The organism is Kribbella sp. DT2, assembly GCF_049844575.1.
Classification (GTDB): domain Bacteria; phylum Actinomycetota; class Actinomycetes; order Propionibacteriales; family Kribbellaceae; genus Kribbella.
Genome location: NZ_JBNCLH010000001.1, coordinates 115,781 through 141,064, shown reverse-complemented (window position 1 = coordinate 141,064; position 25,284 = coordinate 115,781). Strand labels below are relative to the sequence as shown.

At 68.9% G+C, this 25,284-nt stretch carries 23 protein-coding genes, 1 tRNA gene and 1 pseudogene; 12 read left to right on the top strand and 13 right to left on the bottom strand.

The genetic code is table 11. The features are described from left to right. The first annotated feature begins 17 nt into the window (after nt 1-17). From ACLQ2O_RS00660 to ACLQ2O_RS00650, 3 genes are all read left to right on the top strand, one after another. A complete protein-coding gene (locus tag ACLQ2O_RS00660) occupies nt 18-410 on the top strand; it encodes a helix-turn-helix domain-containing protein (RefSeq protein ID WP_425825994.1) in 393 nt (130 codons plus the stop codon). Nucleotides 411-440: 30 nt separating this feature from the next. Further along, nucleotides 441-1,802 (top strand): purine-cytosine permease family protein, encoded by a 1,362-nt coding sequence (locus ACLQ2O_RS00655; RefSeq protein WP_425825992.1) that lies wholly within the window; start codon nt 441-443, stop codon nt 1,800-1,802. Nucleotides 1,803-1,887: 85 nt separating this feature from the next. Then, complete coding sequence (locus ACLQ2O_RS00650; protein ID WP_425825990.1) at nt 1,888-2,790, top strand: NADP-dependent oxidoreductase; 903 nt, start codon at nt 1,888-1,890, stop codon at nt 2,788-2,790. A 157-nt stretch (nt 2,791-2,947) separates the two neighbouring features. Here ACLQ2O_RS00650 and ACLQ2O_RS00645 read toward each other — a convergent pair whose 3' ends face one another. The 3 genes from ACLQ2O_RS00645 to ACLQ2O_RS00635 all read right to left on the bottom strand — a co-directional run bounded on the left by ACLQ2O_RS00645 (nt 2,948) and on the right by ACLQ2O_RS00635 (nt 7,850). Further along, nucleotides 2,948-5,458, bottom strand: coding sequence for a Tex family protein (locus ACLQ2O_RS00645; RefSeq protein ID WP_425825988.1), 2,511 nt, complete (start codon nt 5,456-5,458; stop codon nt 2,948-2,950). Between the two features lie 212 nt (nt 5,459-5,670). Then, on the bottom strand, nt 5,671-7,164 hold the full coding sequence (locus ACLQ2O_RS00640; protein WP_425825986.1) for a DHA2 family efflux MFS transporter permease subunit: 1,494 nt from the start codon (nt 7,162-7,164) through the stop codon (nt 5,671-5,673). 56 nt (nt 7,165-7,220) lie between these two features. Then, nucleotides 7,221-7,850, bottom strand: a complete 630-nt coding sequence (locus ACLQ2O_RS00635) for a DUF624 domain-containing protein (protein WP_425825984.1) — start codon at nt 7,848-7,850, stop codon at nt 7,221-7,223. 93 nt (nt 7,851-7,943) lie between these two features. Here ACLQ2O_RS00635 and ACLQ2O_RS00630 point away from each other — a divergent pair, with 93 nt between their 5' ends. The 4 genes from ACLQ2O_RS00630 (at nt 7,944) to ACLQ2O_RS00615 (ending at nt 12,239) form a co-directional block, all read left to right on the top strand. Further along, the gene (locus ACLQ2O_RS00630; protein WP_425825982.1) at nt 7,944-9,017 is read left to right on the top strand and encodes a substrate-binding domain-containing protein; all 1,074 of its coding nucleotides are present in this window, start codon (nt 7,944-7,946) and stop codon (nt 9,015-9,017) included. Between the two features lie 111 nt (nt 9,018-9,128). Further along, nucleotides 9,129-10,403, top strand: coding sequence for an extracellular solute-binding protein (locus ACLQ2O_RS00625; RefSeq protein WP_425825980.1), 1,275 nt, complete (start codon nt 9,129-9,131; stop codon nt 10,401-10,403). After that, nucleotides 10,400-11,344 carry a carbohydrate ABC transporter permease gene (locus tag ACLQ2O_RS00620; protein WP_425825977.1) on the top strand — a complete coding sequence of 315 codons (945 nt, stop codon included), beginning with the start codon at nt 10,400-10,402 and terminating at the stop codon, nt 11,342-11,344. The genes ACLQ2O_RS00625 and ACLQ2O_RS00620 overlap by 4 nt, the downstream gene beginning before the upstream one ends. Then, complete coding sequence (locus ACLQ2O_RS00615) at nt 11,337-12,239, top strand: carbohydrate ABC transporter permease (RefSeq protein WP_425825975.1); 903 nt, start codon at nt 11,337-11,339, stop codon at nt 12,237-12,239. The genes ACLQ2O_RS00620 and ACLQ2O_RS00615 overlap by 8 nt, the downstream gene beginning before the upstream one ends. Nucleotides 12,240-12,640: 401 nt before the next feature. Here the strand turns inward: ACLQ2O_RS00615 and ACLQ2O_RS00610 are convergent, their stop codons facing one another. After that, nucleotides 12,641-12,982 (bottom strand): ArsR/SmtB family transcription factor, encoded by a 342-nt coding sequence (locus tag ACLQ2O_RS00610; RefSeq protein WP_425825973.1) that lies wholly within the window; start codon nt 12,980-12,982, stop codon nt 12,641-12,643. A 43-nt stretch (nt 12,983-13,025) separates the two neighbouring features. On the opposite strand from ACLQ2O_RS00610, the gene ACLQ2O_RS00605 reads away from it, so the two are divergent. Continuing rightward, nucleotides 13,026-13,790: an SDR family NAD(P)-dependent oxidoreductase gene (locus ACLQ2O_RS00605; protein ID WP_425825971.1), complete on the top strand. Its 765-nt coding sequence runs from the start codon at nt 13,026-13,028 to the stop codon at nt 13,788-13,790. Here the strand turns inward: ACLQ2O_RS00605 and ACLQ2O_RS00600 are convergent. Further along, on the bottom strand, nt 13,787-14,335 hold the full coding sequence (locus ACLQ2O_RS00600) for a TetR/AcrR family transcriptional regulator (RefSeq protein ID WP_425825969.1): 549 nt from the start codon (nt 14,333-14,335) through the stop codon (nt 13,787-13,789). The genes ACLQ2O_RS00605 and ACLQ2O_RS00600 overlap by 4 nt on opposite strands. 284 nt (nt 14,336-14,619) lie before the next feature. Between ACLQ2O_RS00600 and ACLQ2O_RS00595 the strand changes: the two are divergent. Next, a pseudogene (locus tag ACLQ2O_RS00595) lies at nt 14,620-14,961 on the top strand (nitroreductase/quinone reductase family protein); the annotation flags it as partial. A gap of 144 nt (nt 14,962-15,105) precedes the next feature. Then, nucleotides 15,106-15,435, top strand: coding sequence for a hemerythrin domain-containing protein (locus tag ACLQ2O_RS00590; protein ID WP_425825967.1), 330 nt, complete (start codon nt 15,106-15,108; stop codon nt 15,433-15,435). Here ACLQ2O_RS00590 and ACLQ2O_RS00585 read toward each other — a convergent pair. From ACLQ2O_RS00585 to ACLQ2O_RS00565, 5 genes are all read right to left on the bottom strand, one after another. Next, nucleotides 15,419-16,486, bottom strand: coding sequence for a BTAD domain-containing putative transcriptional regulator (locus ACLQ2O_RS00585; RefSeq protein WP_425825965.1), 1,068 nt, complete (start codon nt 16,484-16,486; stop codon nt 15,419-15,421). The two genes, ACLQ2O_RS00590 and ACLQ2O_RS00585, sit on opposite strands and share 17 nt — an antisense overlap. Nucleotides 16,487-16,548: 62 nt before the next feature. Then, complete coding sequence (locus ACLQ2O_RS00580; protein ID WP_425825963.1) at nt 16,549-17,970, bottom strand: tetratricopeptide repeat protein; 1,422 nt, start codon at nt 17,968-17,970, stop codon at nt 16,549-16,551. Between the two features lie 130 nt (nt 17,971-18,100). Next, nucleotides 18,101-19,780: a BTAD domain-containing putative transcriptional regulator gene (locus tag ACLQ2O_RS00575; protein ID WP_425825961.1), complete on the bottom strand. Its 1,680-nt coding sequence runs from the start codon at nt 19,778-19,780 to the stop codon at nt 18,101-18,103. A gap of 107 nt (nt 19,781-19,887) precedes the next feature. Next, nucleotides 19,888-20,361: a nucleotidyltransferase domain-containing protein gene (locus tag ACLQ2O_RS00570; RefSeq protein WP_425825959.1), complete on the bottom strand. Its 474-nt coding sequence runs from the start codon at nt 20,359-20,361 to the stop codon at nt 19,888-19,890. A 38-nt stretch (nt 20,362-20,399) separates the two neighbouring features. Continuing rightward, nucleotides 20,400-21,017 carry a VOC family protein gene (locus ACLQ2O_RS00565; protein WP_425825957.1) on the bottom strand — a complete coding sequence of 206 codons (618 nt, stop codon included), beginning with the start codon at nt 21,015-21,017 and terminating at the stop codon, nt 20,400-20,402. A 42-nt stretch (nt 21,018-21,059) separates the two neighbouring features. Here ACLQ2O_RS00565 and ACLQ2O_RS00560 point away from each other — a divergent pair, with 42 nt between their 5' ends. Beyond that, nucleotides 21,060-21,596, top strand: coding sequence for an AAA family ATPase (locus ACLQ2O_RS00560; RefSeq protein WP_425825955.1), 537 nt, complete (start codon nt 21,060-21,062; stop codon nt 21,594-21,596). 1 nt (nt 21,597) lies between these two features. Here ACLQ2O_RS00560 and ACLQ2O_RS00555 read toward each other — a convergent pair whose 3' ends face one another. The 3 genes from ACLQ2O_RS00555 to ACLQ2O_RS00545 all read right to left on the bottom strand — a co-directional run bounded on the left by ACLQ2O_RS00555 (nt 21,598) and on the right by ACLQ2O_RS00545 (nt 23,048). Further along, nucleotides 21,598-22,251 (bottom strand): GPR1/FUN34/YaaH family transporter, encoded by a 654-nt coding sequence (locus tag ACLQ2O_RS00555; protein WP_425825953.1) that lies wholly within the window; start codon nt 22,249-22,251, stop codon nt 21,598-21,600. Between the two features lie 111 nt (nt 22,252-22,362). Then, nucleotides 22,363-22,755 carry a hypothetical protein gene (locus tag ACLQ2O_RS00550; RefSeq protein ID WP_425825951.1) on the bottom strand — a complete coding sequence of 131 codons (393 nt, stop codon included), beginning with the start codon at nt 22,753-22,755 and terminating at the stop codon, nt 22,363-22,365. 205 nt (nt 22,756-22,960) lie between these two features. Next, nucleotides 22,961-23,048: transfer RNA gene (locus ACLQ2O_RS00545), tRNA-Ser, on the bottom strand. Nucleotides 23,049-23,681: 633 nt separating this feature from the next. On the opposite strand from ACLQ2O_RS00545, the gene ACLQ2O_RS00540 reads away from it, so the two are divergent. Next, on the top strand, nt 23,682-25,082 hold the full coding sequence (locus tag ACLQ2O_RS00540; protein ID WP_425825949.1) for an SET domain-containing protein: 1,401 nt from the start codon (nt 23,682-23,684) through the stop codon (nt 25,080-25,082). Nucleotides 25,083-25,284: the final 202 nt, after the last annotated feature.

Here is a 25,284-nt window from a genome sequence, read left to right as displayed (position 1 = left end):
CGAGATAGTCTGGTGGGGTGGACCTAGGCCCAGAACTCAGAGACCGCCGCAAGACCGCCGGCCGAACCATCGCCTCGGTAGCGGTGGACGCGGGCCTGTCCGTCCCCTACATCGCCAACCTCGAGAACAGCCGAGGCAACCCCACCCTCGCCACCCTGACCCGCCTGGCCGAGGCCCTGGGAACCACGCTCCGAGTGGAGCTGGAAGACCAACCAACCACTGACCCCGACAACCTCAGCCCCCGTGCGGTCCAGGTGATCGACCACGTGGCAGCCACGCAACGGCGAACACCACAGGCAGTCCGTCGCGATCTGCTCAGCACTCTGGAGGCTCTGAGAGGGTTGCTGGGAAGAGAGCCGACCACCCGCGACCTCGACCGGCTGCTCGACCTCACGGTGCTGGGAAGTTAGAAACTGGTTGTCCCGGGCAACCTGACGGACATGGCCATCGAGCGGCGCAGCATCGACGTAATACCGGCGGAAGAACGCCACGGCACCCCGATCAGCCAGTTCACCCTGTGGTTCGGCGCCAACCTGCAGGTCACCGCCGTCGTCGACGGCGCCCTCGCGGTGGTCTTCGGTGCCGACGCCCTGTGGGCCGTCATCGGCCTGCTGATCGGCAACGTCCTCGGTGGCGTCGTGATGGCCCTCCACGCCGCCCAAGGCCCGCGGCTCGGCCTCCCGCAGATGATCTCCAGCCGCGCCCAGTTCGGTGTCTACGGCGCCGTCGTACCGCTCGTGCTCGTCGTCGTCATGTACCTCGGCTTCGCCGCCACCGGCACCGTCCTCGCCGGCCAGGCCGTCAACAAGATCCTCCACGTCGACACCGCGGCCATCGGCATCATCGTCTTCGGTGTCCTGACCGCCGTGATCGCGACCCTCGGCTACCGCTGGATCCACCTGCTCGGCCGGATCGCGACGGGCCTGGGCGTCCTCGGCTTCACCTACCTCGGGATCCGCCTGCTGATCACCGACGACGTCGGCGCGCTCCTCGGGGCCAAGCCGTTCGACATCGTCACGTTCCTGCTCGCCATCTCCCTCGGCGCCGGCTGGCAGCTCACCTTCGGCCCGTACGTCGCCGACTACTCCCGCTACCTGCCCGCCGACACCCCCGAGCGGACCACGTTCCTCGCCACCTTCCTGGGCAGCGTGATCGGCTCCCAGTGGTCGATGACGCTCGGCGCCCTGGTCGCCGCGAGCGGCGCCGGCTTCCTCGCCAACCAGGTCGGCTACCTCGGCGACCTGGCCGGCCCCGCCGGGATCGCGCTCCTGATCTACCTGGTGATCGTCGTCGGCAAGCTCGCCGTCAACTGCCTGAACGCGTACGGCGGGTCGATGACCCTGCTGACCACGGTCTCGGCCTTCACCCGCGCCGACCGGATCGGCCCGGCCGCCCGTGCGGCGTACACGAGCTGCTTCCTGCTCGTCTCGGTCCTGGTCGCGATCTTCGCGTCGGCGGACTTCCTCGACAACTTCAAGAACTTCGTGCTGGTCCTGCTGATGGTCTTCACCCCGTGGAGCGCGATCAACCTGACCGACTACTACCTGATCTCCCGCGAACGCGTCGACGTGCCCGCCCTCTACGACCCCGACGGTCGCTACGGCCGCTGGAACGTCGTGGCCCTGGTCTCGTACGCCGTCGGCATCGCCGTGCAGATCCCGTTCCTGGCCCAGAAGCTCTACACCGGCCCGATCACCGACGCCCTCGGCGGCGCCGACATCTCCTGGCTGGTCGGCCTGGCCGTCACCGCCGCCCTGTACTACCTCTGGTCCCGCCGCACTCCAGCCCCCATCGACACCTGAGGCCTCACGCTGCTGGGAAGCTGAAGAAGCTTGTCAGGAGCAGCAATAGCATGATCCGCCGCTTCTTCACCGAGGGGAGTGCTTCATGAAGGCAGCACGATTCAGCCGGTTCGGCGGTCCGGAGGTCCTTGAGATCGTCGAGCTCCCCGATCCCCGTCCCGGCGTCGGAGAGCTCCGCATCAAGGTCCGTGCCGCGGGGATCAACGCGAGCGACTGGAAGAAGCGTCAGGGGCTGATGGACCAGGAACTGCCTCAGACCCTCGGTCACGAGGCGGCGGGCATCGTCGACGAACTCGGCAGCGATGTCTGCGGTGTCGCGGTCGGCGACCGGGTCTTCGGAGCGACGCCGTACGGAGCCGCCCAGGCGGAGCTGGCCGTGCTCTCCTTCTGGGCCCCGATCCCAGGCCCGCTGGACTATGCGACGGCTGCCGCGATCCCCGCGGCGGCGGAGACCGCGGCCCGCTCACTCGATCAGCTCGGCGTGACAGCAGACAGCACCGTGCTCATCAGCGGCGCCTCGGGCAGCGTCGGGACTGCCGCTGTCCAACTCGCCGTGGAGCGCGGCGCACGCGTCATCGGCACGGGAAGCCCTGCCGCGCACGACCTGCTTCGCTCCCTGGGGGCCGAGCCGGTCGCCTACGGCGCCGGGATGACCGAACGAGTCCGCGCGATCGTGCCGGCAGGAGTCGATCTCGCGCTGGACGTGGCGGGCAGCGGAGTGCTTCCCGAACTTGTCGAGCTGGCCGGCGGGCCCGAGCACGTGATCACGGTCGCCGACTTCCTCGGCGCGCAGGAGACGGGCGTTCGCTTCAGCCGGGGCGACAGCGGTCGCGCCACCTATGCGCTGGCCCAGGTGGCTCGAATGGCTGAGGCTGGGCGATTCGCCGCCCAGGTCGGCCAGACCTTCCCGCTGTCCGATGTGGCCGAAGCACACCGCGTCGGCGAGGCCGGAACCGTACGAGGCAAACTCGTGCTGCTCGTCGACTGACCCGTCCGTTCACCCACTGAGCCGGAATGCGCCCGGGGTCCTCGCCCCACATGTCCCCAGGTGACCGTGCCTTCGCATCAGTTGCCTAACGCGACTGAGGCTCGGTAGCTGCCAACCAGCAGCAGCTCCCGAGCCTCAGTTCCAGTACGTCGTACGCTCAGCGCACCGTGAACCCGGCCTTCCGGAACGCGTCCGCGAGGGAGCCCTCGTCCATGGGGGTGTCAGCCGGCTTGCCGTCCTGACCGCCGCGCCCGCCTTGAGCGCCGCGTCCACCGCCTTGGCCACCAGGACCGCGTCCGCCGCCACCAGGTCCGCGACCACCCTGGCTGCCCGGTCCGCGCCCGCCGCCACCCTGGCCGGGCCCGCGACCGCCGCCGCCTTGGCCGCCCTGGCCGCGGTTCTGTCCGCCGCCCGAGCGTCCGGACGTCGGAGCACCGAGCTCGTCGTCCAGGCGGAGCGTCAGCGAGATGCGCTGGCGGGGGATGTCGACCTCGAGCACCTTGACCTTGACGATGTCGCCGGGCTTGACGACCTCGCGCGGGTCCTTCACGTAGTTCTTCGACAGGGCCGAGACGTGCGCGAGCCCGTCCTGGTGGACGCCGATGTCGATGAACGCGCCGAAGGCCGCCACGTTGGTGACCTGTCCCTCGAGCTTCATCCCCGGCTTCAGGTCGCCGATCTTGTCCACGCCCTCGGCGAAGGACGCGGTCTTGAACGCCGGCCGCGGGTCGCGCCCGGGCTTCTCCAGCTCGGCCAGAATGTCGGTCACCGTCGGCAGACCGAAGGTCTCGTCGACCAGCTCGGCGGCCTTCACCGACCGCAGCGCGGCCGTGTTGCCGATCAGCGCCTTCAGGTCGGAGCCGGTCTTGTCCAGGATCCGGCGGACCACCGGGTACGCCTCCGGGTGCACGCTGGAGGAGTCGAGCGGGTCGGCGCCGTCGGGGATCCGGAGGAAGCCGGCCGCCTGCTCGAACGCCTTCGGGCCGAGCCGCGCCACCTCCTTCAGCGCCGTCCGCGAGGCGAACGGTCCGTTGACGTCGCGGTGCTGGACGATGTTGTCGGCCAGGCCCTGCGTGATGCCGGAGACCCGGGTGAGCAGCGGCGCGGACGCCGTGTTCAGGTCGACGCCGACCGCGTTCACACAGTCCTCGACCACCGCGTCGAGCGAACGGGACAGCGAGTTCTCCGGGAGGTCGTGCTGGTACTGGCCGACGCCGATCGACTTCGGGTCGATCTTGACCAGCTCGGCCAGCGGGTCCTGCAGCCGGCGGGCGATCGAGACCGCACCGCGCAGCGACACGTCCATCCCGGGCAGCTCCTGCGACGCGAACGCCGAAGCCGAGTACACCGAGGCGCCCGCCTCGGAAACCACCGCCTTGGTCAGCGAAAGCTCCGGGTGCTTGGCGATCAGCTCGGCGGCCAGCTTGTCGGTCTCGCGCGACGCCGTACCGTTGCCAATAGCAATCAAGTCGACCTGGTGCGCGGCACACAGGGCGGCCAGCTGGGCGATCGACTTGTCCCACTGGTTCTGCGGGACGTGCGGGTAGATGACGCCGGTCGCGGTCACCTTGCCGGTCGCGTCGACGACGGCGACCTTGACGCCGCTCCGGAAGCCCGGGTCGAGGCCCATCGTGGCGCGGGTGCCGGCCGGAGCGGCCAGCAGCAGGTCGCGCAGGTTCGCCGCGAAGACGCGGACCGCCTCGTCCTCGGCGGTCTGCCGCAGCCGCATCCGCAGGTCGATGCCGAGGTGCACCAGGATCTTGGTCCGCCAGGCCCAGCGGACCGTGTCGACCAGCCACTTGTCGCCCGGGCGGCCCTGGTTCTCGACGCCGACCTTGCGGGCGATGGTGGACTCGTACTCGGTCGGGCCGTCCGCCTCGACGCCGGCCGGTAGCGGCTCGACGGTCAGCGAGAGCACGTCCTCCTTCTCGCCGCGGAACATCGCCAGGATCCGGTGCGACGGCATCTTGCCGAACGGCTCGTCGAAGTCGAAGTAGTCGGAGAACTTCGCCCCGTCGGTCTCCTTGCCCTCGCGGACGGCGGAGGCGAGCCGGCCCTGGGCCCACAGCCGCTCGCGCAGCGCGCCGATCAGGTCGGCGTCCTCGGCGAACCGCTCGACCAGGATCGCCCGGGCGCCGTCCAGCGCGGCCTGCGGGTCGGCGACGCCGAGCTCGGCGTTCACGAACACGGCCGCCGCGGCGAGCGGCTCGTACGTCGGGTCGCTCAGCAGCCCGTCGGCCAGCGGCTCCAGCCCGGCCTCGCGGGCGATCATCGCCTTGGTCCGCCGCTTCGGCTTGAACGGCAGGTAGATGTCCTCCAGCCGCGACTTGGTCTCCGCGGCCAGGATCGACGCCTTCAGCGCGTCGTCCAGCTTGCCCTGGCTGTCGATCGACTCCAGGACGGTCTGACGGCGCTCCTCCAGCTCCCGCAGGTACCGCAGGCGCTCCTCGAGATCGCGGAGCTGCGCGTCGTCGAGCTCCCCGGTGACCTCCTTGCGGTACCGCGCGATGAACGGGACCGTCGAGCCCTCGTCCAGCAGCCCGACCGCCGCCTTCACCTGCCCGACGCGCACTTCCAGCTCATCGGCGATCCGCTGCTCGATCGACTGCAAAACCACTGTGCCGTTCCCCTCTACGTCCAACTGACTGCCGCCCACATCCTTCCCCATCCCACCGACCAACGGCGACTTCACCCCACCACCCTGTGGACAAACCACGGCGTACGGCAGACCGGCCGCCCCGAGGAGCCGGCCGGGAGTCGGGACCTCGGACAGGAAGGCGGGACCTCGAACAAGTTATGACCTGTCCGAGGTCCCGCGAGGGTGTTCAAGGTCCCGAGTCGGGGTCGCTCCGAAGGCTCCGGGGCCATGTCCGCCTGCGGTCAGGCGGCTTCGAGGGCCTCGTCGGTCTCGCGCTCGGCGACCTCGGCCTCGGAGGCCTTCGGGCGCATCAGGGTGCAGGCGATGACGACCGAGGTGGCGACGATGGCGGCGGCTACGGCGAAAGCGAGGTGGTAGCCGCTGGTCAGGGAATCGAGGACCGGCTTGCCGGCGGTGGCCAGGGACTCGGTGCGGGTGGCCGACAGGGTGGCCAGGACGGCGAGGCCGAGGGCGGCGCCGACCTCGGCCGTCGTACCGATCAGGCCGGAGGCCAGACCGGCGTCCTCGGGCTTCACGTCCGCCATCGACAGGCCCATCAGGGCCGGGAAGCAGATGCCGCCGCCCAGGCCGAGCAGGACCAGGACCGGGAGGACGTGGACGACGTAGCTGCCACCGACCGGCGCCTGGGTGAACAGGACCAGCCCGATCACGATGAGCGACAGTCCGGCGATGAGCGGACGGCGCGGGCCGAAGCGCATCACGAGCTTCTCGGAGTACTTGACCGACAGCAGGCCCATCACCAGCGTGGTCGGCAGGAACGCGAGGCCGATCTCCAGCGCGTCGTACCCGAGCACGCGCTGCAGGTAGAGCGAGCCGAGGAAGAAGATCCCGAACATCCCGGACGACGACAGCGCCTGGACCAGGTTCGCCCCGGTCAGGGTGCGGGAGCGGAAGATCCGCAGCGGGACCAGCGGGTTGGCGGCGGTCGACTCACGGACGACGAAGCAGGCCAGCAGGGTCAGCGTGAGTGCACCGAGCGCGATCGTCCGCGGCGCGGTCCAGCCGAGCTCGGCGGCCGGGCTGACGATGGTGAAGACGCCGACCATCAGCGCGCCGGTGATCAGCACCGCACCCGGTACGTCGGTACTGCGGCCCAGACCGAGGCCCTTGTCCTGACCGATCAGCCGCACGGCCAGCCACCCGGTCGCGATGCCGATCGGCACGTTGATGAAGAAGATCCAGTGCCAGCTGATCGCCTGGGTCAGTACGCCGCCGGCGAGCAGCCCGATCGAACCACCGGCGGAGGCGACGAACGCGTAGACGCCGATCGCCTTGGCCTGCTCGCGCGGCTCCGGGAACAGCGTGACGATCATGCCCAGGATCACCGCGGAGGTCAGCGCGCCGCCGACACCCTGCAGGAAGCGGGCCGCGACGAGCATCTCCTGCGATCCGGCCAGGCCGCACCAGACCGACGCGACGGTGAACAGCGCGAGCCCCGCGACGAAGATGTTGCGCCGTCCGAGCAGGTCCCCGAGCCGCCCGGCCAGCAGGAGCAGGCCGCCGAAGGCGATCAGGTAGGCGTTCACGACCCAGGCCAGCGACGAGCTGGTGAAGCCCAGGTCGTCCTGGATCGCGGGGAGAGCGACGTTCACCACGGTCACGTCGAGCACGAACATCAACATGCCCGCGCACAGCGTGTAGAGGGCGAGCCAGCGGGACCTGCCGCTGCCCTGCACGGCCGGCGTCGTCGTCAGGGATTCGGTGGTCGCGTACATGCTGGTTCTCCTCTGGTCCGTAGGTCGCTTACACCCCTACGTCGAACCAGAGCGGCTCAGATTGACACGGTCCCCGAGCTTTTCTGCTCCCGGACCCGCGGCGGCCGGGAGATCCAGTACGCGATCAGCGCCGGCACCAGCCCCGACCCGATCACGAACAGCGTCGGCAGCCGCCCGACCACGAGGAACCAGGTGGCCAGCCCGATCACGCCGCCTGCGACGGGCAGCGACCGCCGGAGCAGGAAGAGGTTCGCCGTACGGAAGACGCTTCGCGTGGTGGCGTCGTCCTCTGCCTGCGGGATCACGGCGAGGGCGCTCAGGTAGAGCCCGACGATCATCCCGCTGAGCGGAACGAGCACGGCCAGCGCGAAGATCCGGACCGGACCGTTGGTGGAGGCCCAGAAGAACAGCCCGAACGCGAGCGCGACACCGCCGAAGTACAGCGCGAGGCCGGACAGCCAGAAGCGCTTGAAGCACCACTTGAACTCGCCGAAGAACCGCCGCAGCAGCGAGGGGTGCTCCTGCCCGATCGCGTACGGCAGCACCCGCTGCAGCGCGAACGCGGCCGGAAACAGCGTCACGATGCCGATGCTCAGCAGCAGGAACACCAGCTGCAGCATCAACAGGTCGCCGACCAGCGAGAGCTTCGACAGCACGACGTTGGTTCGGCTGCTGGCCTCACTCACACCGGTTCCTCCTGGTTCGTCGTCACACAGATGATCGTATGATCACAAACAATCACGAGCAGATCACAGCGCACATCTTGGGGGCCGAGCCGCATGCTTGCACCGGAGCGCCACGAGCTGATCCTGCGAAGCCTGCGCCGGCACGGCCGGCTCAGGGTGGCCGAACTGGCCGCGGAGCTCGGCGTCTCCGCGATCACAGTACGCCGTGATCTCGCCGAGCTGGACGGCGCCGGACTGCTCCGCCGGGTGCACGGCGGCGCGGTCGGCACGGCCCCGGCGGGCCCGTCGACCCCGGGCAGCCAGCTGACGGTCGGCCTGGTCGTGCCCAGCTCGACGTTCTACTACACCGACGTGATCCGCGGCGCCGAGGCGATGGCCGACCGGTACGGCGCGCGCCTGGTGCTCGGCGTCTCCGGGTACGACGTACAGGTCGAGCAGGAGCGGATCGACAAGATCCTGAGCCTCGGCGTCGCCGGCCTGCTGCTCGCGACCGCGCTCGGCGACAGCCGCGCGGCCGAGACCGGTCCCCGGCTCGACGCGATCGACGTCCCGGTCGTACTGATGGAACGCGCCTTCGGATTCCCCGACGTCACCAACGAGTACGACCACGTCAGGAGCGACCACGCGTACGGCGCGTTGCTCGCGCTGCGTCATCTGGTCTCGCTCGGTCACCGCCGGATCGGGATCAACCTGAGCTCCAGCGTCACGGCGTACTGGCTGCGTCAGGGCATCGCGGAAGCGGGGGCCGCGCTCGGGATCGACCTGTTCGTCTCGCCCGTCGCCCTCCCGGCCCACGGTGAGGACCCGGACACGATCGCCCACCTGGACGCCTTCCTGGCCGAGTGCGAGTCCTTCGGCGCCAACGCCGTCCTGGTCCACTCCGACGAGCACGCCGCGCGCCTGGTCGAGCGCGCGATGGAACGCGGGCTCCGCGTCCCGGACGACCTGTCCGTGATCGCGTACAACGACGAGACCGCCGCGCTCGCCGTCGTACCGCTCACCGCCGTCTGCCCGCCCAAGCTCCAGCTCGGCCAGACCGCCTGCGAGCTCCTGCTCCGCCGCCTGAAGGCCGGCCCCGGCCGGCCTTCGGCCACCCAGCACCTGAGCCTGCTGCCGGAACTCCGCGTCAGGGAGTCCTGCGGTGCGGGACTCCTTGATCGAATTTGATCATTCGAGCGCCAGGGTATTGACGGGGAAAGCCCTTTCCCATACTTTCGCTGCACTCGGTGCGCCCGTCGTGACCGGACTGGGAGCACACGGCAGCGAAGGAGTTCCCCTGTGAGACGTAGTGCTGGGTTGGCGGTGCTGGTGGCCGCGGTCGGACTGGTCGCGAGCGCTTGTGGCAACGGGGTGATCGACAAGAGTACGGACGGTGTCCCGCCTGCTGAGGCGACCGGGACGCTGCGCGTGCTCATTCCGTCGTTCCCGGCCAGTACCGAGGGCCGGAAGGAGTTCGCCAAGGTCGTGGCCGACTTCAGCAAGAAGTACCCGAAGATGAAGGTCGAGCCCGACTTCGCGACGTACAACAACCTGAACGAGAAGATCTCGACCTCGATCGCGGCCGGCATCCCGTACGACGTGATGGTGACCGGTGTCGGCTGGGTCCAGCCGTTCGCGGCGAAACGCATCTTCGCCGACCTCGGCGACTACGGGATCACCCCGGACGTGATCAAGACCAAGAGCACCGGCGCGCTGATCCCGGCCGTGTCGTACCAGGACCGGATCTACGCCTACCCGCTGCTGGCCGACGCCCGCGCGGTGGCGCTGCGGATCAGCGCGTTCAAGGAGGCCGGTCTCGACCCGAACAAGCCGCCGGCCTCGCTGGACGAGATCAAGGTCGCGGCCGAGAAGCTCACCAAGCGGGACAAGGACGGCAACATCACCCGCAGCGGTTTCGACCTGGCGGGCGCGACCAGCTTCCGGCAGCCGTTCGTCACGTTCCTGGCCTCGACCGGGACGCCGCTGTACGTGAACAACGAGCCGAACTTCAACAACGCCAAGGGTCTGGAGACCCTGAACTGGATCAAGTCGATGATCAACAACGTCCAGAAGTACGGGCAGCAGAACGCCGCCCAGCAGCCGCTGGTCTACAGCGGCGAGGCCGCGATGGGCATCGTCGGCGGTGCCGTCGACTGCTCGGAGAAGGGCCTGGGCCAGGCCACCTGCGACGACCTGAAGTTCTTCCGGTTCAACAGCGGCCAGGAGATCGAGTACGTCGGTGGTGACCTCGCCTCGATCGGGTCGCGCAGCCGGCACAAGGAGGCGGGCTTCGCCTTCATCGAGTCGCTGTCGCAGCCGGCCACCCTGGACGCGATGGCCAAGCTGAACAAGAAGCTGCCGGCCTACAAGGACGCGGCGAACTCGCCGCAGGCCAAGTCGAACCCGCTGAGCAAGTTCGTCGCCGAGGGCCTGCCGTACACGGTCAACGAGAACAGCCCGCCGTCGAACTGGCTGGAGATGCGGTTCAACTTCGACTCCCAGCTCACCCAGGCGGTCCTCGGTCAGAAGGATCCGGCCAAGGTGCTGGCCAATCTGGCAGGACAGTCCCGATGAGCGCCACTCTCGAACGTCCCAGCCCCGCCCTGACCGGACCGCGGACAGTTGCCCCGGGCAAGGACAGTCGCCGGCTGATCCGCAGTCAGGTCCGGGCCGGCTGGGTGCTGATCGCGCCCGCGCTGCTGCACTCGGGGATCTTCATCGTGATCCCGGTGATCTTCGCGATCGCGCTGAGCTTCACCGACTACAGCTTCGGTGACTCCTGGGCCTGGGTCGGTTTCCAGAACTACTCCGACCTGTTCAACGACGCCGACTTCCGGGCCGCGCTGCTGAACACGATCCTGTACGCCGTCGTGGTGATCCCGATCTCGATGGCGATCTCGCTGTTCATCGCGCTCGGGCTGAACCAGAAGATCCGCGGGCTCGGCTTCTTCCGGACCGCGTTCTACATCCCGACCGTCACCGCGACGGTCGCGGTGGCCACGATCTGGCTGTGGATCTACAACCCCGGCTCGGGCCTGGCCAACGGCGTCCTGAGCCTGTTCGGCTTCGCGCCGAGCAGTTGGCTGTCCGACCCGGGGACGGCGCTGCCGTCGCTGATGGTGGTCGGCATCTGGCAGGGGCTCGGGACCAAGATCATCATCTACCTGGCCGCGCTGCAGGGGGTGTCGCGGGACCTGGTGGAGTCCGCGTCCCTGGACGGCGCCGGACGCTGGCAGCGGTTCGTCAACGTCACCTGGCCGGCGCTGGGCCCGGTCCAGTTCTTCGTCCTGATCACGTCGATCGTGGGCACCTTCCAGGTGTTCGACCTGGTCTACGTGATGACCAAGGGCGGTCCCGGCACCGAAACCACGGTGCTGGTGCTCGACATCTACCAGAACGCGTTCCAGGCACTCCGACTCGGCTACGCGTCCGCCGAGACGGTGATCATGATGATCCTGATCGCGGTCTTCATCGGTCTCGGACGCCTGCTGCAGAGGGCGGATGTCAATGACTAGCGCAACGGTGTCCGTGGTCGGCGAGTCCAAGGAGTCCACGGTCCGGCCCGGCCGGATCGTCCTGTACGTCGCGCTGACGATCGGCGCGCTCCTGATGATCACGCCGTTCCTGTGGATGGTGCTGACGGCGTTCAAGAGCGAGCTGGAGATCACCAAGTTCTCCTGGCTGCCCGGCGAGCTGCGCTGGCGCAACTTCGTCGAGGCGATGCAGACGGCGCCGTTCCTGCGGTACTTCCGCAACAGCCTGATCATCGCGGTCGGTGAGACGGCGTTCACGCTGGCGGTCTGTACGACGGCCGGCTACGCGCTGGCGAAGCTGCCGATCCGCGGGGCGAAGGCGCTGCTCAGCTACTTCATCCTGCTGCTGATGGTGCCGTTCCAGATCATCCTGGTGCCGCTGTTCCTGATCGTGAAGTCGATCCCGCTGTTCGGCGGCAACAACATCCTCGGCCAGGGCGGGATCGGCTGGCTGAACTCCTGGTGGGGGCTCATCATCCCGCTGGGCGCGGCGCCGCTGTTCACCTTCCTGGCCCGGCAGTTCTACGTGTCGATCCCGAACGAGCTGGCCCAGGCGGCCCGGGTCGACGGGCTCGGGGAGTTCGGCATCTTCTGGCGGATCATGACGCCGCTGATCAAGCCGGCCCTGATCACGATCTGCGTGTTCCAGATCGAGGCGGCCTGGAACGGCTTCCTCTGGCCACTGATGATCACCACGTCGGACGCGATGCGCCCGCTGCAGCTGGGACTGGCGATCTTCGCGCAGAACCCGGCCGAGGTGCAGTGGCCGTACCTGATGGCCGGTACGGCGCTGGCGACGCTGCCGATGATCGTGATGTTCGTGTTCGCCCAGAAGCGGTTCGTCGAGGGCATGGCCAACGTGGGCATCAAGGGCTAGGCCGCGGGACAAACGAAAGAGCCGGCATCGACCCACCTGGTCGACGTCGGCTCTTTCGTTGCGGTTCGCTCTCAGGCCCCCTGGAGAGTTCCCCGTGTTCCCCCCTTGTGTTACTTCCCCCATTTACTTCCCCCCCTTGCCGAGGTCCCGTGTGCAGGTGCTCACCCCGCCCCGGGTGAGCACCTGCTCGGGCCCCCTCCACAAACCGGTGGTCCCGAAGAAACACCGGAGCGTCCACCAAGCCCCCCAGCCAGGCCGCTCGAACCTTTTATCGTCACAAGGTGAAGTCCGTTACACGTTTCCTTCACCTTTTTCCGGAGAATCCCGGAGGATTTCAGCCCTGAGCGGTCCGGAACGCGGAAATGTCGCATTCCGGGTTTTGCTGTTCACTGTGAGTGACCTCAGCGGCTCTCCAGGCCGACCTGGTCGCCGGTCCCGTCCGCCTCGGCCGCCGCCAGTACGGCGGACAGCAGGCCCGGGAACCGCGTCTCGACCTCCTCGTGACGCAAGGTCACCCAGCAGCGGGTGCCTTCCTTGCGGGTTCGAGTGAGGCCGGCGTCGCGTAAAACGCGCAGGTGGTGGCTGAGGGTCGATTTGGCGACCGGGGCCCGCAGCTCGCCCCAGCCGCGTTCTTCGCCGTCGGCCAGCACCCTGATCAGCCCGACCCGGATCGGGTCGCTGAGCGCCGCCATCACCTCGGTGACCCCGATCGCGGTGAGGTCGGGGTGCTGGGCGGCGCGCATGCGGCCGATGATAGCTTGTTCGACGTTCTACGAACATCGAACATTGAACGAGGGAGCTGTCGTGGTGGACTTCACCGGCCGGGGCGTGATCGTCACCGGCGCGGGGTCGGGGATCGGCCGCGCGGCGGCGCGGCAGTTCGCGGCGGCGGGCGCCGCCGTACTGGCGGTCGGTCGTCGTACGGAAGCTCTGCGGGAGACTGCCGAGAGTTGCGGTGCGGAGATCCTGTCCGTCGATCTGCGCGCAGAAGGTGCCGCCGCGCAGGTGGTCGACGCCGCGGTCGAACGCTTCGGGCGGGTGGATGCCCTGGTCAACAATGCCGGCGCCCTCGACCTGATGCCGCTCGCCGACGTCTCGGCCGAGCGCATCGAGGCACTCTTCGCGCTCAACGTGACCGCCCCGAGCCTGCTGGCCCAGGCTGCGCTGCCACACCTGCGCTCCACCCAGGGGGCGATCGTCAACATCTCCAGCACCTTCGGGCACCGTCCGATCGCCGGTGCCGCTCACTACGCGGCGACCAAGGCCGCGATCGAGCAACTCACCCGCAGCTGGGCCCTCGAGCTCGCTCCCGACGGGATTCGCGTCAACGCCGTCGCGCCCGGCCCGACCGAGTCCGAGGCGCTCGTCGCCGCCGGCGTACCGACGCATCTGGTCGACCAGGTCAAGGCCGAGGAAGCCGCTCGGATCCCCTTCGGCCGCCGGGGCACTCCCGACGAGGTGGCTCGCTGGATCGTCCACCTCGCCGCCCCGGCGAGCACCTGGCTCACTGGCCAGATCCTCAGCGTCGACGGCGGCCTCGAGCTGGTTTAGCTCAGGTGCGCGTCCACGGCCCGGGCGACGAAGGTGTCGAGGTCCTTGCGGTCGAGGATCAGGTCCAGGGCCTTGGTGGCGCGGAGCACGGCCAGGCCGTGCAGGTTGGTCCACAGGCCGACGGTGCGTTCGGCGGCGTCGTCCGGGGCTGCGGTGGCGACGATCCGGGTGAGCGACTCCAGCAGCGGCAGCGTCGTCGTACGGAGGTTGCCTCCGGCACCTTCCAGCAGGTCGTGCCGGAAGATCAGCTCGAACATCGCCGGCCGTTCGGCCGCGAAGGCGAGGTAGCGCCGGCCGAGCTCGATCAGCTGCTCACGCGCCGCGCCGTCGGCCGGTGCGGTGAGACGGGTGGCGAGGTCGGCCAAGCCGGTCGCGGCGATCGCCGCCAGTAAGGAGTTGTGGGTCGGGAAGTAGCGCCGCGGAGCTCCGTGCGAGACGCCGACCCGGCGGGTGATCGCGCGCAACGACAGCTCCGCCGACCCCTCCTGCTCGAGCAGCTCGACGCCGGCCAGCACCAACCGGTCGCGCAACGGAATCTCCTCCACGTCGTCATTCTCCCTGAGACGCAAGCCTGTTCTCCTGCACCTCGCCATAGCGTAGGATTCCTGCTGTGACTGCCGGGTCGGCTTCGAGCCAAGTACGAGTAGGGTTCCCGGCCGCGTTCTGAGCGCGGCGAGGGCCGATCGCGGCCCGCCTGTTCCACCTGATCGGCGTGTGAGTTCTGCCGCGCCCTCCTTCCTCACAAAATCATCGTCCGCGCTTCGGCGTACCCCCTCCCGCGCTCACTCGCGGGCCACTTCGTCATGCCCAATTCCAGAAACGGATCTGAATCCTGAACGCTTACACCGAACATGTCATCGAGGAGTTCCGCGCCAACCAGGGCCAGGTCGGGGGCCCGTTCGAGGGCGCCCGGCTGCTCCTGCTCACCACCACCGGCGCCCGGAGCGGCCGCCGGCACACAGCGGCGCTCGGCTACTACCCCGACACCGCCGACCGCGTCCTGGTCGTCGGCTCGGCCGGCGGCGGCCCCAAGCACCCCGACTGGTTCCACAACCTGCGCGCCAACCCGCGCGTCACGATCGAGACCGGCGCCTTCACGTACGACGCCGAAGCGACCGTCCTGCACGGAAAGGAGAGGGACGAGACCTTCGCCCGTCTGGTCGAGGCCGAGCCGGGCTGGGCCGAGTACCAGCGCAAGACCACTCGGACGATCCCGGTCGTCGCCCTGACCCAGATCGAGGCCGGGCCGCCGAGCGTCTCCGACTTCGGCAGCTACCTGCTGCTTGTCCACGGCGCGTTCCGGCGCGAGCTCGCCTTGGTCCGCAAGGAGGTCGCGACGTCGGGAACCGCTCTCGGCGCTCAGCTCCGGATCAACTGCCTCACCCTGTGCCAAGGCCTGCACAACCACCACGCCGGCGAGAGCCTGGGCATGTTCCCGGTCCTGCTCGACCGCTATCCCGAGATCTCGGAGGAGATCGCCGCCCTGCAGGCCGACCACGACAAGATCGCCCTGCTGCTCGACGAGCTCAAGGAACTGATCGGCACCGGCCGCCCGGCCGACGTACTGCCTGAGGTCGATCGTCTGATCGACGAGCTCACCACCCACCTCGACACCGAGGAGGCGGTCCTCATCCCCCTGCTCTGATCGCCACCGCGCCCTCGCGCACCTGCAGACCCTGGATCGGGGCCCGGCTGGTCACCACGACCATCGGGCCTCGACCCGGCAGCAGCGGCCTGACCTGCTCGGCGTCCCGCGCGTTGTCGAGCAGCACGAGCATCCGCCGCCCGGCGGTCACCGTACGGAAGAGCGCGGACTGCTCCTCCAGGCGCTCGGGGATCTCGGTCACGCCGACCGCGCGCAGCAGGTCCGAGCACCCTGCACCAGACCCCTGCAAATCAAGGCGAATCTCCCCGTCGGGGAAGCTCTGCTGCTGGGCCCACCGCCGTACCAGCGTGGTCTTGCCTTCGCCGTACACGACAGCCAGCCCGCCACCTCGCCGTACGGCGCTCAAGCCGTCATCACCCGCTGGGAGCTCGCTCAGCCTCCGGTGAGCCTCCCGCAACTCCTCCGACGGATCCGCACCGAGCTGATCGGCCAGATGCGCCCGCACTGCCTCGTAGGCAGCCAGCGCCTCGTCCCGCCGCCCCAACTGCTCCAGTACGACGATCAGCCGCGCCCACAGCGACTCGCGCAACGGGTGCCTGGCAGCCAGCTCCTGCAGCTGGGCCAAGACCTCAGCTGGCCGACTGACGTCAGCCCGTCGCTCTATCGCCCCCAGGTAGCGCTCGGTCAACGCCGGGCCGCACGCACGGCGCAGTACGTCAGACCCGCAGTCCACCAAGGGCTCCCCGCGCCACAGCTCCAGCGCGGCGTCGACGGCGTCCTGGTCGCACAGCTCCTGGAACCGCCGCACATCCACCTCGGCGACCAACTGGTACCCGGCCGGCCCGGACTGGACCTGCTCGACGCCCAGAGCCCGCCGCAACCGCAGTACGGCGTTCTGCAGCGCAGCACGGGGATTGCTCGGCCGCTTGTCCCACGGCTGCCCTGCCAGCTCGGCTGCGTCGACCCAGCCCGTCCGCACCGCCAGTGCCGCCAGCAAAGCCCGCTGACCCGGAGCGGTCACCAGCAACTGCTGACCGTCGACCGCTACCTCCAGCGGTCCCAGCAACCCGACTCGCACCTGACGACCCACCAGCGACGCCTCCCCCGAGTGATCCCTCCAGCCACGGTAACCGCCGGAAGGATCACTGAGAGTCAGCGCAGGAACAGGTACCTGAAGGCTGCCTGGACGTTCGCGGTGGACGGGACGACCTGGTGGTCCGACGGCGGGTAGTCGAAGGCGGTGACGTACGTCGACCAGGTGATGTGCGGCGGGCAGTCCGGGCCGTCGATCTGGATCCGGGTGTTCGACACCACGCGGCCGGTGCGCAGCTCGTAGACCTTCACCGGGACCGCGACCTTGTGGAACGTCACGTCGGAGATGTTCTGCGGGTTCTTCTCGCTCCGGTACGGGCAGGTCCGCAGCGCCGTACCGTCCACCGCTTCCTCCGAGCAGACGATCACGACGGCGTTGCTGGCGTCGCTGGCCCGCCACGAGCCCGGCAGGCGGCCGGTGTACTCGCCGTCGCCCTCGAAGAGCGCCGAGTTGAAGCCGCGCTGGTAGGGCCTGGCGCCGCTGAACTTCGCGGGGCTCGAGCAGTAGGAGTCGCTCGCCAGCAGGTTGCGGACGTTGGTCAGCTCGATGGCCAGCGTGGCCCGGCGGATCCCGGCCGTTGCCTTCGGCACCCGGGAGTCCTTCGGGTACTGACTGACCAGCTGCTGGTACGACGTCCGCGCGGCCTCCCAGTTCTTCTGCCCCAGCAGGCGGTCCGCGCACCCGAGGATCGCCGCCGGCGCCGTTTTCGTCACGGTCGTCCGGGACTGGTCCAGCACGTTGCTGGTCGCCTTGCGCTGCCGGAGCCAGTCGGTCACCCGGACCGTGCGGCACGGGTCCTTCACCGGCAGGTCGTCGAGCCAGCCCTTCAGCGTGACGTCGACGGTCTTGTCGTGGCCGGGCTCGGCCAGCACCGAGCCGAGCGTGTCGAACCCGTCCTCCAGCGCGCTGTAGTCACCGGTCAGTCCGGTCGCCAGCACGGCCTTCGCGTCGTCCAGCCGATCGCACAGCTCGACCTCCGCGTCGCCCTTCTCGGTCCCCGGGGCGTCGACCAGCCGGTGCCCGAACCACAGCTCCTCCTGGGCGTCGGTGAGCTTCGCGCAGTCCCCGGCCTCGCGCGCGTCGGAGACCTTGCCGGCGATCCGGCCGGCGTCGTACCGGACGAACCCGATCGCCAGCAGCAGCGGGATCGTGATGCCGAGCGCGACCAGCCGCTTGGTCAGGTCCGATTCCTTCCGCGGCGCGCGGTGCGCCAGGAACCAGCCGTGCGCGATCACGACCACCCACCAGACGACCAGCGCGATCTCGCACCACGTCTGCTTCAGCACCAGCAGGAAGATCAGCAACGCGCCGACCACCATCAGGTTGAGGATCACCAGCAGCCAGCGCTTCAGCATCACGTACCCGATGCCGAGCAGCGACGCGTTGCCGACCGCTACCGCCAGCGGATCGGCCGGCGTCTGCGGCGTCTGCGGTGGTGGCGGCGCGGGCGGCTGCCAGGCGTACTGCGGCGTGTAACTCATCGGTCCTTCTTCCCCAGCGAGCAGGCCTCGTCACTGTCAGTGTGCGACATTCGACGAGGGTTAAACCCCAGCTGACAGGGTCCTGCCATCTAGTGCCCCGTGTCGGAAGTTCCGTTGCGCTAGCGGCGCACTAGGTCAGCTCGACCGCGTAGGCGCGGACCAGCTGGTGGAACTCGAAGCGTTTGCCGCGGGTCCGGCAGAGCAGGTGCTGGTCGGCCAGACTGTCGAGCACGGCGCGGGCGTCGTACGGCGTGGTGCCGAGCAGCCAGGCCGCGGTGGAGGTGCTGAACTCGGAGCCGAGATGCAGCCCGAGCAGGCGGAACGCGCGGGCGGCGTACGGGTCGAGGGCCTGGTACGAACGCGCGAACACGGCGCGCAGGTCGCCGCTCTCGTCGCCGATCGCGAGTGCGGTCAGGCGTCGTTCGCGCAGCTCGGTGGTCATCGCCTCGACGTCGCCGTCGGAGCGGACCGCCGCGATCGACAGCGCCAGCGGGATGTACCCGCACAGCTCCGCGAGCTCACCGAGCAGGCGGTCGTCCGGCTCGTCGGTCTTCTCGCGGAGGAACTCGATCGACTCTTCCGGCGTCAGTACGTCGAGCGCGATCCGCGGCGCACCTTCCCGGACGGCGAGCCCGTGCAGCTCGTTCCGGCTCGTCACCAGCGCGAGCGAACCCGGCCCCGGGATCAGCGGGCGGACGTGATCGGCGTCGAGCGCGTTGTCCAGCACCAGCAGGCAGCGGCGATCGGCGAGTGTGGTGCGGAGGAGTGAGGTGCGCGCCTCCGCGTCGTACGGGATCTGCTGGTCGGGTACGCCCAGTCCGATCAGGAAGCTCCGTAGTGCCGAGCCGGCGTCGACCAGCTTGCCCGGGCCGTACCCCTGCAGGTCGATGAACAGCTGCCCGTCCGGGTACAGGTCCTTGTGCTGCTGCGCCCACTGCAGGGCCAGGGCGGTCTTGCCGATACCGCCGAAGCCGTGCAGCACGACTGTCGTCGACTCCACGGCTTCATCGAGTGCCTGCAGGTGCTGGGCTCTGCCGACGAGTGCGCCACGTGCGGCGGGCAGCTGCTGCGGTACGGGCTGCTGCTCCTCGTCACAGTCGAGCAGTTCGGCGTACTGGCGTCTCAGCTCCGGACCGGGCACAGCACCGAGCTCGTCGGCCAGCAGGACCCGCACTGCCTCGTAGCAAGCCAGCGCCTCGGCCGGACGCCCACACTGCCTGAGCGCCTTGAGCAGCCGAGACCAGAACGCCTCTCGCAGGGGGAACCGGCCAGTCAGCTCGCGCAGCTCGGCCACTGCCGCGCCATGCCGACCAGCTGTGAGCTCCAGATCTAGTTGCTGCTCCCGGGCGCTCAGGTAGAGCTCGACCATCCGCTCCGCCTCGACGTCATCGAGCCACTGAGACCCGACGCCCTCGAACGGCCTACCGCGCCAGAGCGCGAGGGCCTCCGTCAGCAACCTCCCCTGCTCGGCCTGCGTGATTGCGCTCCGCGCCTCACCCAAGAGCCGACCGAACCGTACGGCGTCCACGTGGTCCGCCTCGACGTCCAACCGGTAGCCGTCGCCCTCGGTCCGGATCAGCGAACCACCCAGCAGCCGCCGGAGCCGCATGATCTGCGTCTGCGTGCTGTTCCGGACGTTGGCGGGCAGCTCCTCACCCCACACCGCCTGCGCCAGCCGCTCGACCGACACCGACCGCCCGACCTCGCTGGCCAGCACCGCCAACACGGCCCGGAGTCGTCCCGACCCGATCTCGACCTCTCGCCCCGCGACCCGAACCGACAACGGCCCGAGCACCCCGATCTCCACCATGGCCACCCCCTCGCTTCGCACCGTAGGAGCGCACGTCCACCTCGAGCAAACATTTGCATCAGCCTCGAAGTCTTAGGAACTGCTTTTGCCCTTTGGGGCAAGGCGCTTCAGTCGGCAGCTCGCTCGAGCCCGTGCAGCAGCTCGACGTCATGGTGGTCCTTGTCCCGGAGCTCGTACCCACTGTGCGTCCGTAGCTGACTGCTCAACGGCATGCACCGCACCTCGCGCCCACCGATCCGCCCAGCACTCGGCGGGGGAAGGTAGAAGGTCTCCCCGTCGAAGTCGATCTGCTCCGTCCCACCACCCGGCAACGGCGTACTCGGATGCAGATCGACGCGATGCCCCTCGGTGTGCGTCAACTGCACGGTCACGTCGGCGAACCGGTCGTCGCTCACGACGTACCCGGCACTCGCCAGGACCTCGAGCACGGTCGCGAGCTCCGTCCGGGCAACCCCCAGATCGAGATCGCCGTGCTCCCGCGTCTGCTCCCCGACCAGCGCGTCGACACCCCACCCGCCATCGACCCAGACATCGACGCCTGTGAGCAGATCCAGCAGTCCGAGGACACGGTCGGCAGTCATCTCAGGCACCCGGCCGACAGTACTCAGGCTTCGGGTCCCTACTCGCGTCCAACCCACGTGGCGATGCACGCCTCGTTGCCCTCGGCATCGACCAGGACCCACCACTTCGGCGCGTGCTCGTCCGAGACCATCCGCCCGCCGGCGGCCACGGCCGCGGCGACCCGAGCCTCCGCGAGATCATGCGGTACGGCGACGTCGAGGTGCATCCGGTTGCGCTCGGTCCGTGCCACGTCCATCTGCTGCAGCCCGAACGCCGGCCCCCGTCGTACCGGATCGAAGAGGTAGTCGTCCCCGAGTTGCCCGTAGCCCAGCACCGCCTGCCAGAACGGCAGCACCGTCTCCCCGACGAGCGCATCGAGCGTCACGTTGACGACCTGCACCGCCGCCGGATCAGCAACCAGCCCAAGCTCGGCGGCAGTTCGGGAGATCCGCCGAGCCGCCTCGACATCCCGCCGGCCCAGCGAAACAGTCACGCTGTCGGCCCGCAGGTCAATCCGAAGCTGCTCCTCCGCCGTCCCGATCACCTGCCCGATCGCTTCGACGAGCGCGATCCCTTCACTCAGCGCCGCGGTCCTGAAATGCGCCGACACCAGGTGGTAAAGCGACCGCCAGTCGTCAACCCCGTCAGACGTGTGAAACTCCCCAGCCGTCACCATGTCGGCGAACCTAGCACCGCACTCATCGGTAAGGTCGCGGCCATGGGAGCCACCGTCTACCTGATCGTCGGCCTGCCCGGCGCCGGAAAGACAACGCACGCGAAGGAACTGGAGCTCAGCGCGCCGGCCCTCCGGCTGACGCCGGACGAGTGGCAGATCGCGTTGTTCGGCGATCAGAACCCGCCGGACAAACGCGACCTCGTGGAAGGCAAGCTGGTCCAGCTCGGCATGCGGGCCGCCGAACTGGGCACCGACGTCGTCTTCGACTTCGGGTTCTGGGGCAAGGACGAACGATCGGCCCTGCGCTGGATCGCCGGCTCCGTCGGCGCCCGGAGCAGAGTCGTCTACCTGCCGATCGACCACGAGGAACAACGCCAGCGGGTCACGAACCGGTTCGCGACCATACCCGCTCAGACGTTCCGGATGAGCGACGTGGAGCTCGAGCAGTGGCGGGCCCAGTTCCAGGCCCCGGACGACGAGGAACTGCTGGGTTCTGACGTCCCACCCGTCCCACCCGGCCATGCAACGTGGTCCGAGTGGGCCTCCCAACGCTGGCCGTCCTTGCCCGACCAGTACTGACTCAGCTCCGCACGAGCGCCTGCCCGAGCGGAAGCGCCTTACCGCCCGTCGCCTGCGAGGCCGAGCTGAAGAACAGGTAAACCCCGACCGCGGCGAAGACGAACACCACCACGCCACCGACCTTCAACGTCCCGGCCGATTGCTGCAGCGTGCCTACCAGGACCAGCACCAAAGCAATCTCGATCAACGCGAAAAGCGCCGTGTAGGCAATCGGCAGCCGAAGCGTCGCCAACGTCAGCATCCCAATCACCACCAGCCAAGAAATCAGGAACAATCCCTGCGTATCAACGGCATCCGCGGCCGGAACGGCAAACCAGTTGTGCGTCAGCCCCACCACGAGCATCCCGTAACTCAACCAGAACCCGGCAAAGATCCCGAAAACCCCAGCCACCGCACTCTGTCCAACAGCCGCCGACCAGACGGCCGCGATCACCAGCCCCAGCCCCGTCGCCGCGATGATCACCGGCAACGAGGCCCCGACCGCCGCGGCAGGCACGTAGCCCACCAGGACCAGCCCGAGCGCGACCGACCCCACGATGAAACTGGGAAGACCGATCAGCGCCGGATCTCCCGTCTCCACTGAAACCGCAGCCTCGACAACAGGCGCGGCGTGCAGCCCTTGGCCGCTTTGGACATCAGCATCAACAGTGGTCATGGCAAGCCCCTTCCGAGCGCATCCCGACGCTCGAAACTGTAGGGCGCCACACCCCGAGGAAACTGTCTCGTTTTGAGACGGCCCCCGGGGAGAGCCTGCAGATTCTCGTTTCTAGTGGTCGTTCAGGTAGGACTTGTGAGCGGGATTTCCGACACCGTCACCGTCGAAGTAGAGATGGATGGTCCAACCTTCAGCAAGGTCCCGCCGACCACCGTTGCTGGCCCTCGCGGTCCGGCAGGTCCCGTAACCGCCCTTGTTCACGATGTCGTACTCCGTCACACCGTCGACCTGCACGCTGACCCACGCCGGCTGCCCGTTCTTCTTCGTGTCGCACACGGTGATGACATCACCGTTCTCCTTGACCTGGACCTTCACCCCCGCATCGGTGAACGTGTGGTCGTAGGTAATCCGTTCGGCAGCGAGAGCGTTGCCGGCGGTCGTCGCGACCAAGGCAGCAGCCAGGGCCGCTACTCCGGCGACAACGCGTCCAATGCGGTTCTTCACAGCGTGTTCCTTCCCTACGAACAGGCGGTTGCTTGCGAGTGACCCCGGAGGCGAAGCGCATGCCTCCGTCGGCCGGCGCCCTCGAGACGCCGACGAAAACAGAGGGCCGGTCGCGATGCGACCGGCCCACCAGGTGTTCGTCCCTGCAGATGACCACGTACTGCGCTGACCAGCGGAAACACCGATCGGGTGGCCACCCGGAGAGTGGCGGAGGATACGAGATTCGAACTCGTGAGGGGTTGCCCCCAACACGCTTTCCAAGCGTGCGCCCTAGGCCACTAGGCGAATCCTCCAAGCGGAGAGGATACGCGAGCCGGGCGGGCGGGGGGAAATCGGGGTGGGGAGGGCTGAGGCGGGGCGGGTGGAGGCGGTCGGGGAGGGTGTCTGGGACCGGTCGAGCTTGTGAACTGCAGAGGTGCGTGCGCAACCTCAGGATCGGGCTCGATCCAAGCTCGGCGGAAACCGGGCGGTGCCCCCATTCAGGAACCGGTCCGCGTCAGGGGCGTCCGGTACGACGAGCGTGCGCTCCGGCGAGTGCACCGGGTGGAACTCCAGACCGCTCAGCTGCCTAGATCGAGAAACGGGCACGACGTCGCGATGGCCGGGCCGGCATGGCCACCGTCAACCACACGACCGTCGCCGCCGCGCGTCTGCAGGCGGTGACGAGCGGCGTTACGGACTTGTCCCTTCACTGGATGGGTGGCGGCGGAGGCTCCGGAGAAAGGGAGGCTGCGGGGTGGGGTGAGGTTTTAGGGTCGGGGGATAAGCGGAGTGGCCGTTGAGCGGTTGCTCGCGATCGGTTGATGGGACTGGCCGGCAAAGGTGATCAGCCAGCACGTGCCGGCGATCATGGCCGGCAGCGTCGACGAACTGGAGAGCGTGTGGAGATCCGTTCGCTAGATCTGGCTGACGTCGATGCAGTTCAGGTGCTGATCGAGTCTGATCCGGGGTACACGCAGCGGATCACGGGATCGGCGCCGCGCGCGGGCGATGCGCAGAGCTTGCTGACGATGCGGCCGCCGGCGCTGGCGAACGAGGCGAAGGTGGTCCTCGGGGTGTTCGAGGGTGCCACCGGCACCGGCACCGGCACCGGCGCCGGCACTACCTCCGACGCCGCCGGCACGGCCCTCCCTGCCGACGGCGCCACCGCCCACCCCACCGCCACTGGCACCGCCGCCAGTGGCACCACCACCGGCACCACCGCCGACCCCACCGACACCGGCACCACCGCCGACCCCACCGACACCGGCACCACCGCCGACCCCGCGGACCCCACCGACACTGGCCCCGCCGTTCCCGCCGTTCCCGCCGCGACCGCCCGCGGCACCGCCGACCCCACCGCCGCCGCAGACACCGGCATTGCCACCACCACCACCACCGCTGCCGCCGATTCGGGTGCCGGTGCGGACCACGGTGAACGGGGCGGGCGTGGGGGCGCGCCGGAGCGACAGCATGCGGGAGAGCGTGCCCTCGGCTCCCTCGGCTCCCTCGGCTCCGCTGGCGGTGCAGACGACCGTGCACGCTTCGCGGACGGTGGGCTGGTCGCGGTGGTCGACCTTCTTCGTGGGTATCCGGAGCAGTCGGTCGCTTACATCGGTCTGCTTCAGGTGCACGGTGGTCGGCACGGGCGTGGGATCGGGCGTGCGGCGTACCGGCTGGTTGAGCAGTACGTCGTGGAGCACTGGCCGGAGGTGCGGCGGCTCCGGTTGGCTGTGGTCGACACGAACGCGGAGTCGGCGGCGCCGTTCTGGATCCGGCAAGGGTTTGAGCCGACCGGCGAGGCGAAGGCGTACGAGAACGAGGCGGTGAGGTCCATGGCTCGGCTCTACGAGAAGGCGCTGTGCTGGGCGCACCCGCATCTCGTCGTACGGGAGTCGTCGATCGCTGGGCAAGGGCTGTTCGCCACTGCGCCGATCGCTGCCGGTGAGGTCGTTTCGGTGCTTGCCGGGCGCAAGGTATCCACGGCCGAGCTCACAGGGCTGCTGAAGCATCCACCGGTCGACACGATCACGCTCGAAGACGATCTCCACCTGGTGCTGCCGAACGACCCGCGACCGGTCATTGCGTACGGCAACCACAGCTGCGACGCGAACACCTGGTGGACCGACGCCGTCACTCTCACAGCCCGCCGAGACTTCGCACCGGGCGACGAGCTCACCAGCGACTACGGCACCAGCACCGGCGTCGACAACTGGCAGATGACCTGCACGTGCGGTTCGTTACTTTGCCGCAAGGTGATCACCGGTGCCGACTGGCAACTCCCCGAACTGCAGGAGCGCTACGGCAACCACTGGATCCCGGAGCTACTTGCCCGCCAGACCCGCTAGCCACCGACGCCGAGAGGCGCGGAAACGAAGGCGCACGGAAGCGAAGGCGCGGAAGCGAGGCACGCGCGGAAGCGAGGACGTGCAGGAGTGAGGGCGCACGGAAGCGCGCGGGTGCGGGTGCGCGGGAAGCGCGGGCCGGCTGACACCGACGAACGTGGCCTCTGCGCCCGCGTCCTGTAGTTCGTGCACGGGAGCGGGACGG

Excerpts from the sequence above, each read along its gene's own strand:
- ACLQ2O_RS00655 (WP_425825992.1), top strand. The coding sequence starts at position 441 with ATGGCCATCGAGCGGCGCAGCATCGACGTAATACCGGCGGAAGAACGC.
- ACLQ2O_RS00650 (WP_425825990.1), top strand. The coding sequence starts at position 1,888 with ATGAAGGCAGCACGATTCAGCCGGTTCGGCGGTCCGGAGGTCCTTGAG.
- ACLQ2O_RS00645 (WP_425825988.1), bottom strand. The coding sequence starts at position 5,458 with ATGGGGAAGGATGTGGGCGGCAGTCAGTTGGACGTAGAGGGGAACGGC.
- ACLQ2O_RS00640 (WP_425825986.1), bottom strand. The coding sequence starts at position 7,164 with ATGTACGCGACCACCGAATCCCTGACGACGACGCCGGCCGTGCAGGGC.
- ACLQ2O_RS00630 (WP_425825982.1), top strand. The coding sequence starts at position 7,944 with ATGCTTGCACCGGAGCGCCACGAGCTGATCCTGCGAAGCCTGCGCCGG.
- ACLQ2O_RS00620 (WP_425825977.1), top strand. The coding sequence starts at position 10,400 with ATGAGCGCCACTCTCGAACGTCCCAGCCCCGCCCTGACCGGACCGCGG.
- ACLQ2O_RS00615 (WP_425825975.1), top strand. The coding sequence starts at position 11,337 with ATGACTAGCGCAACGGTGTCCGTGGTCGGCGAGTCCAAGGAGTCCACG.
- ACLQ2O_RS00610 (WP_425825973.1), bottom strand. The coding sequence starts at position 12,982 with ATGCGCGCCGCCCAGCACCCCGACCTCACCGCGATCGGGGTCACCGAG.
- ACLQ2O_RS00580 (WP_425825963.1), bottom strand. The coding sequence starts at position 17,970 with ATGAGTTACACGCCGCAGTACGCCTGGCAGCCGCCCGCGCCGCCACCA.
- ACLQ2O_RS00575 (WP_425825961.1), bottom strand. The coding sequence starts at position 19,780 with ATGGTGGAGATCGGGGTGCTCGGGCCGTTGTCGGTTCGGGTCGCGGGG.
- ACLQ2O_RS00570 (WP_425825959.1), bottom strand. The coding sequence starts at position 20,361 with ATGACTGCCGACCGTGTCCTCGGACTGCTGGATCTGCTCACAGGCGTC.
- ACLQ2O_RS00565 (WP_425825957.1), bottom strand. The coding sequence starts at position 21,017 with ATGGTGACGGCTGGGGAGTTTCACACGTCTGACGGGGTTGACGACTGG.
- ACLQ2O_RS00560 (WP_425825955.1), top strand. The coding sequence starts at position 21,060 with ATGGGAGCCACCGTCTACCTGATCGTCGGCCTGCCCGGCGCCGGAAAG.
- ACLQ2O_RS00555 (WP_425825953.1), bottom strand. The coding sequence starts at position 22,251 with ATGACCACTGTTGATGCTGATGTCCAAAGCGGCCAAGGGCTGCACGCC.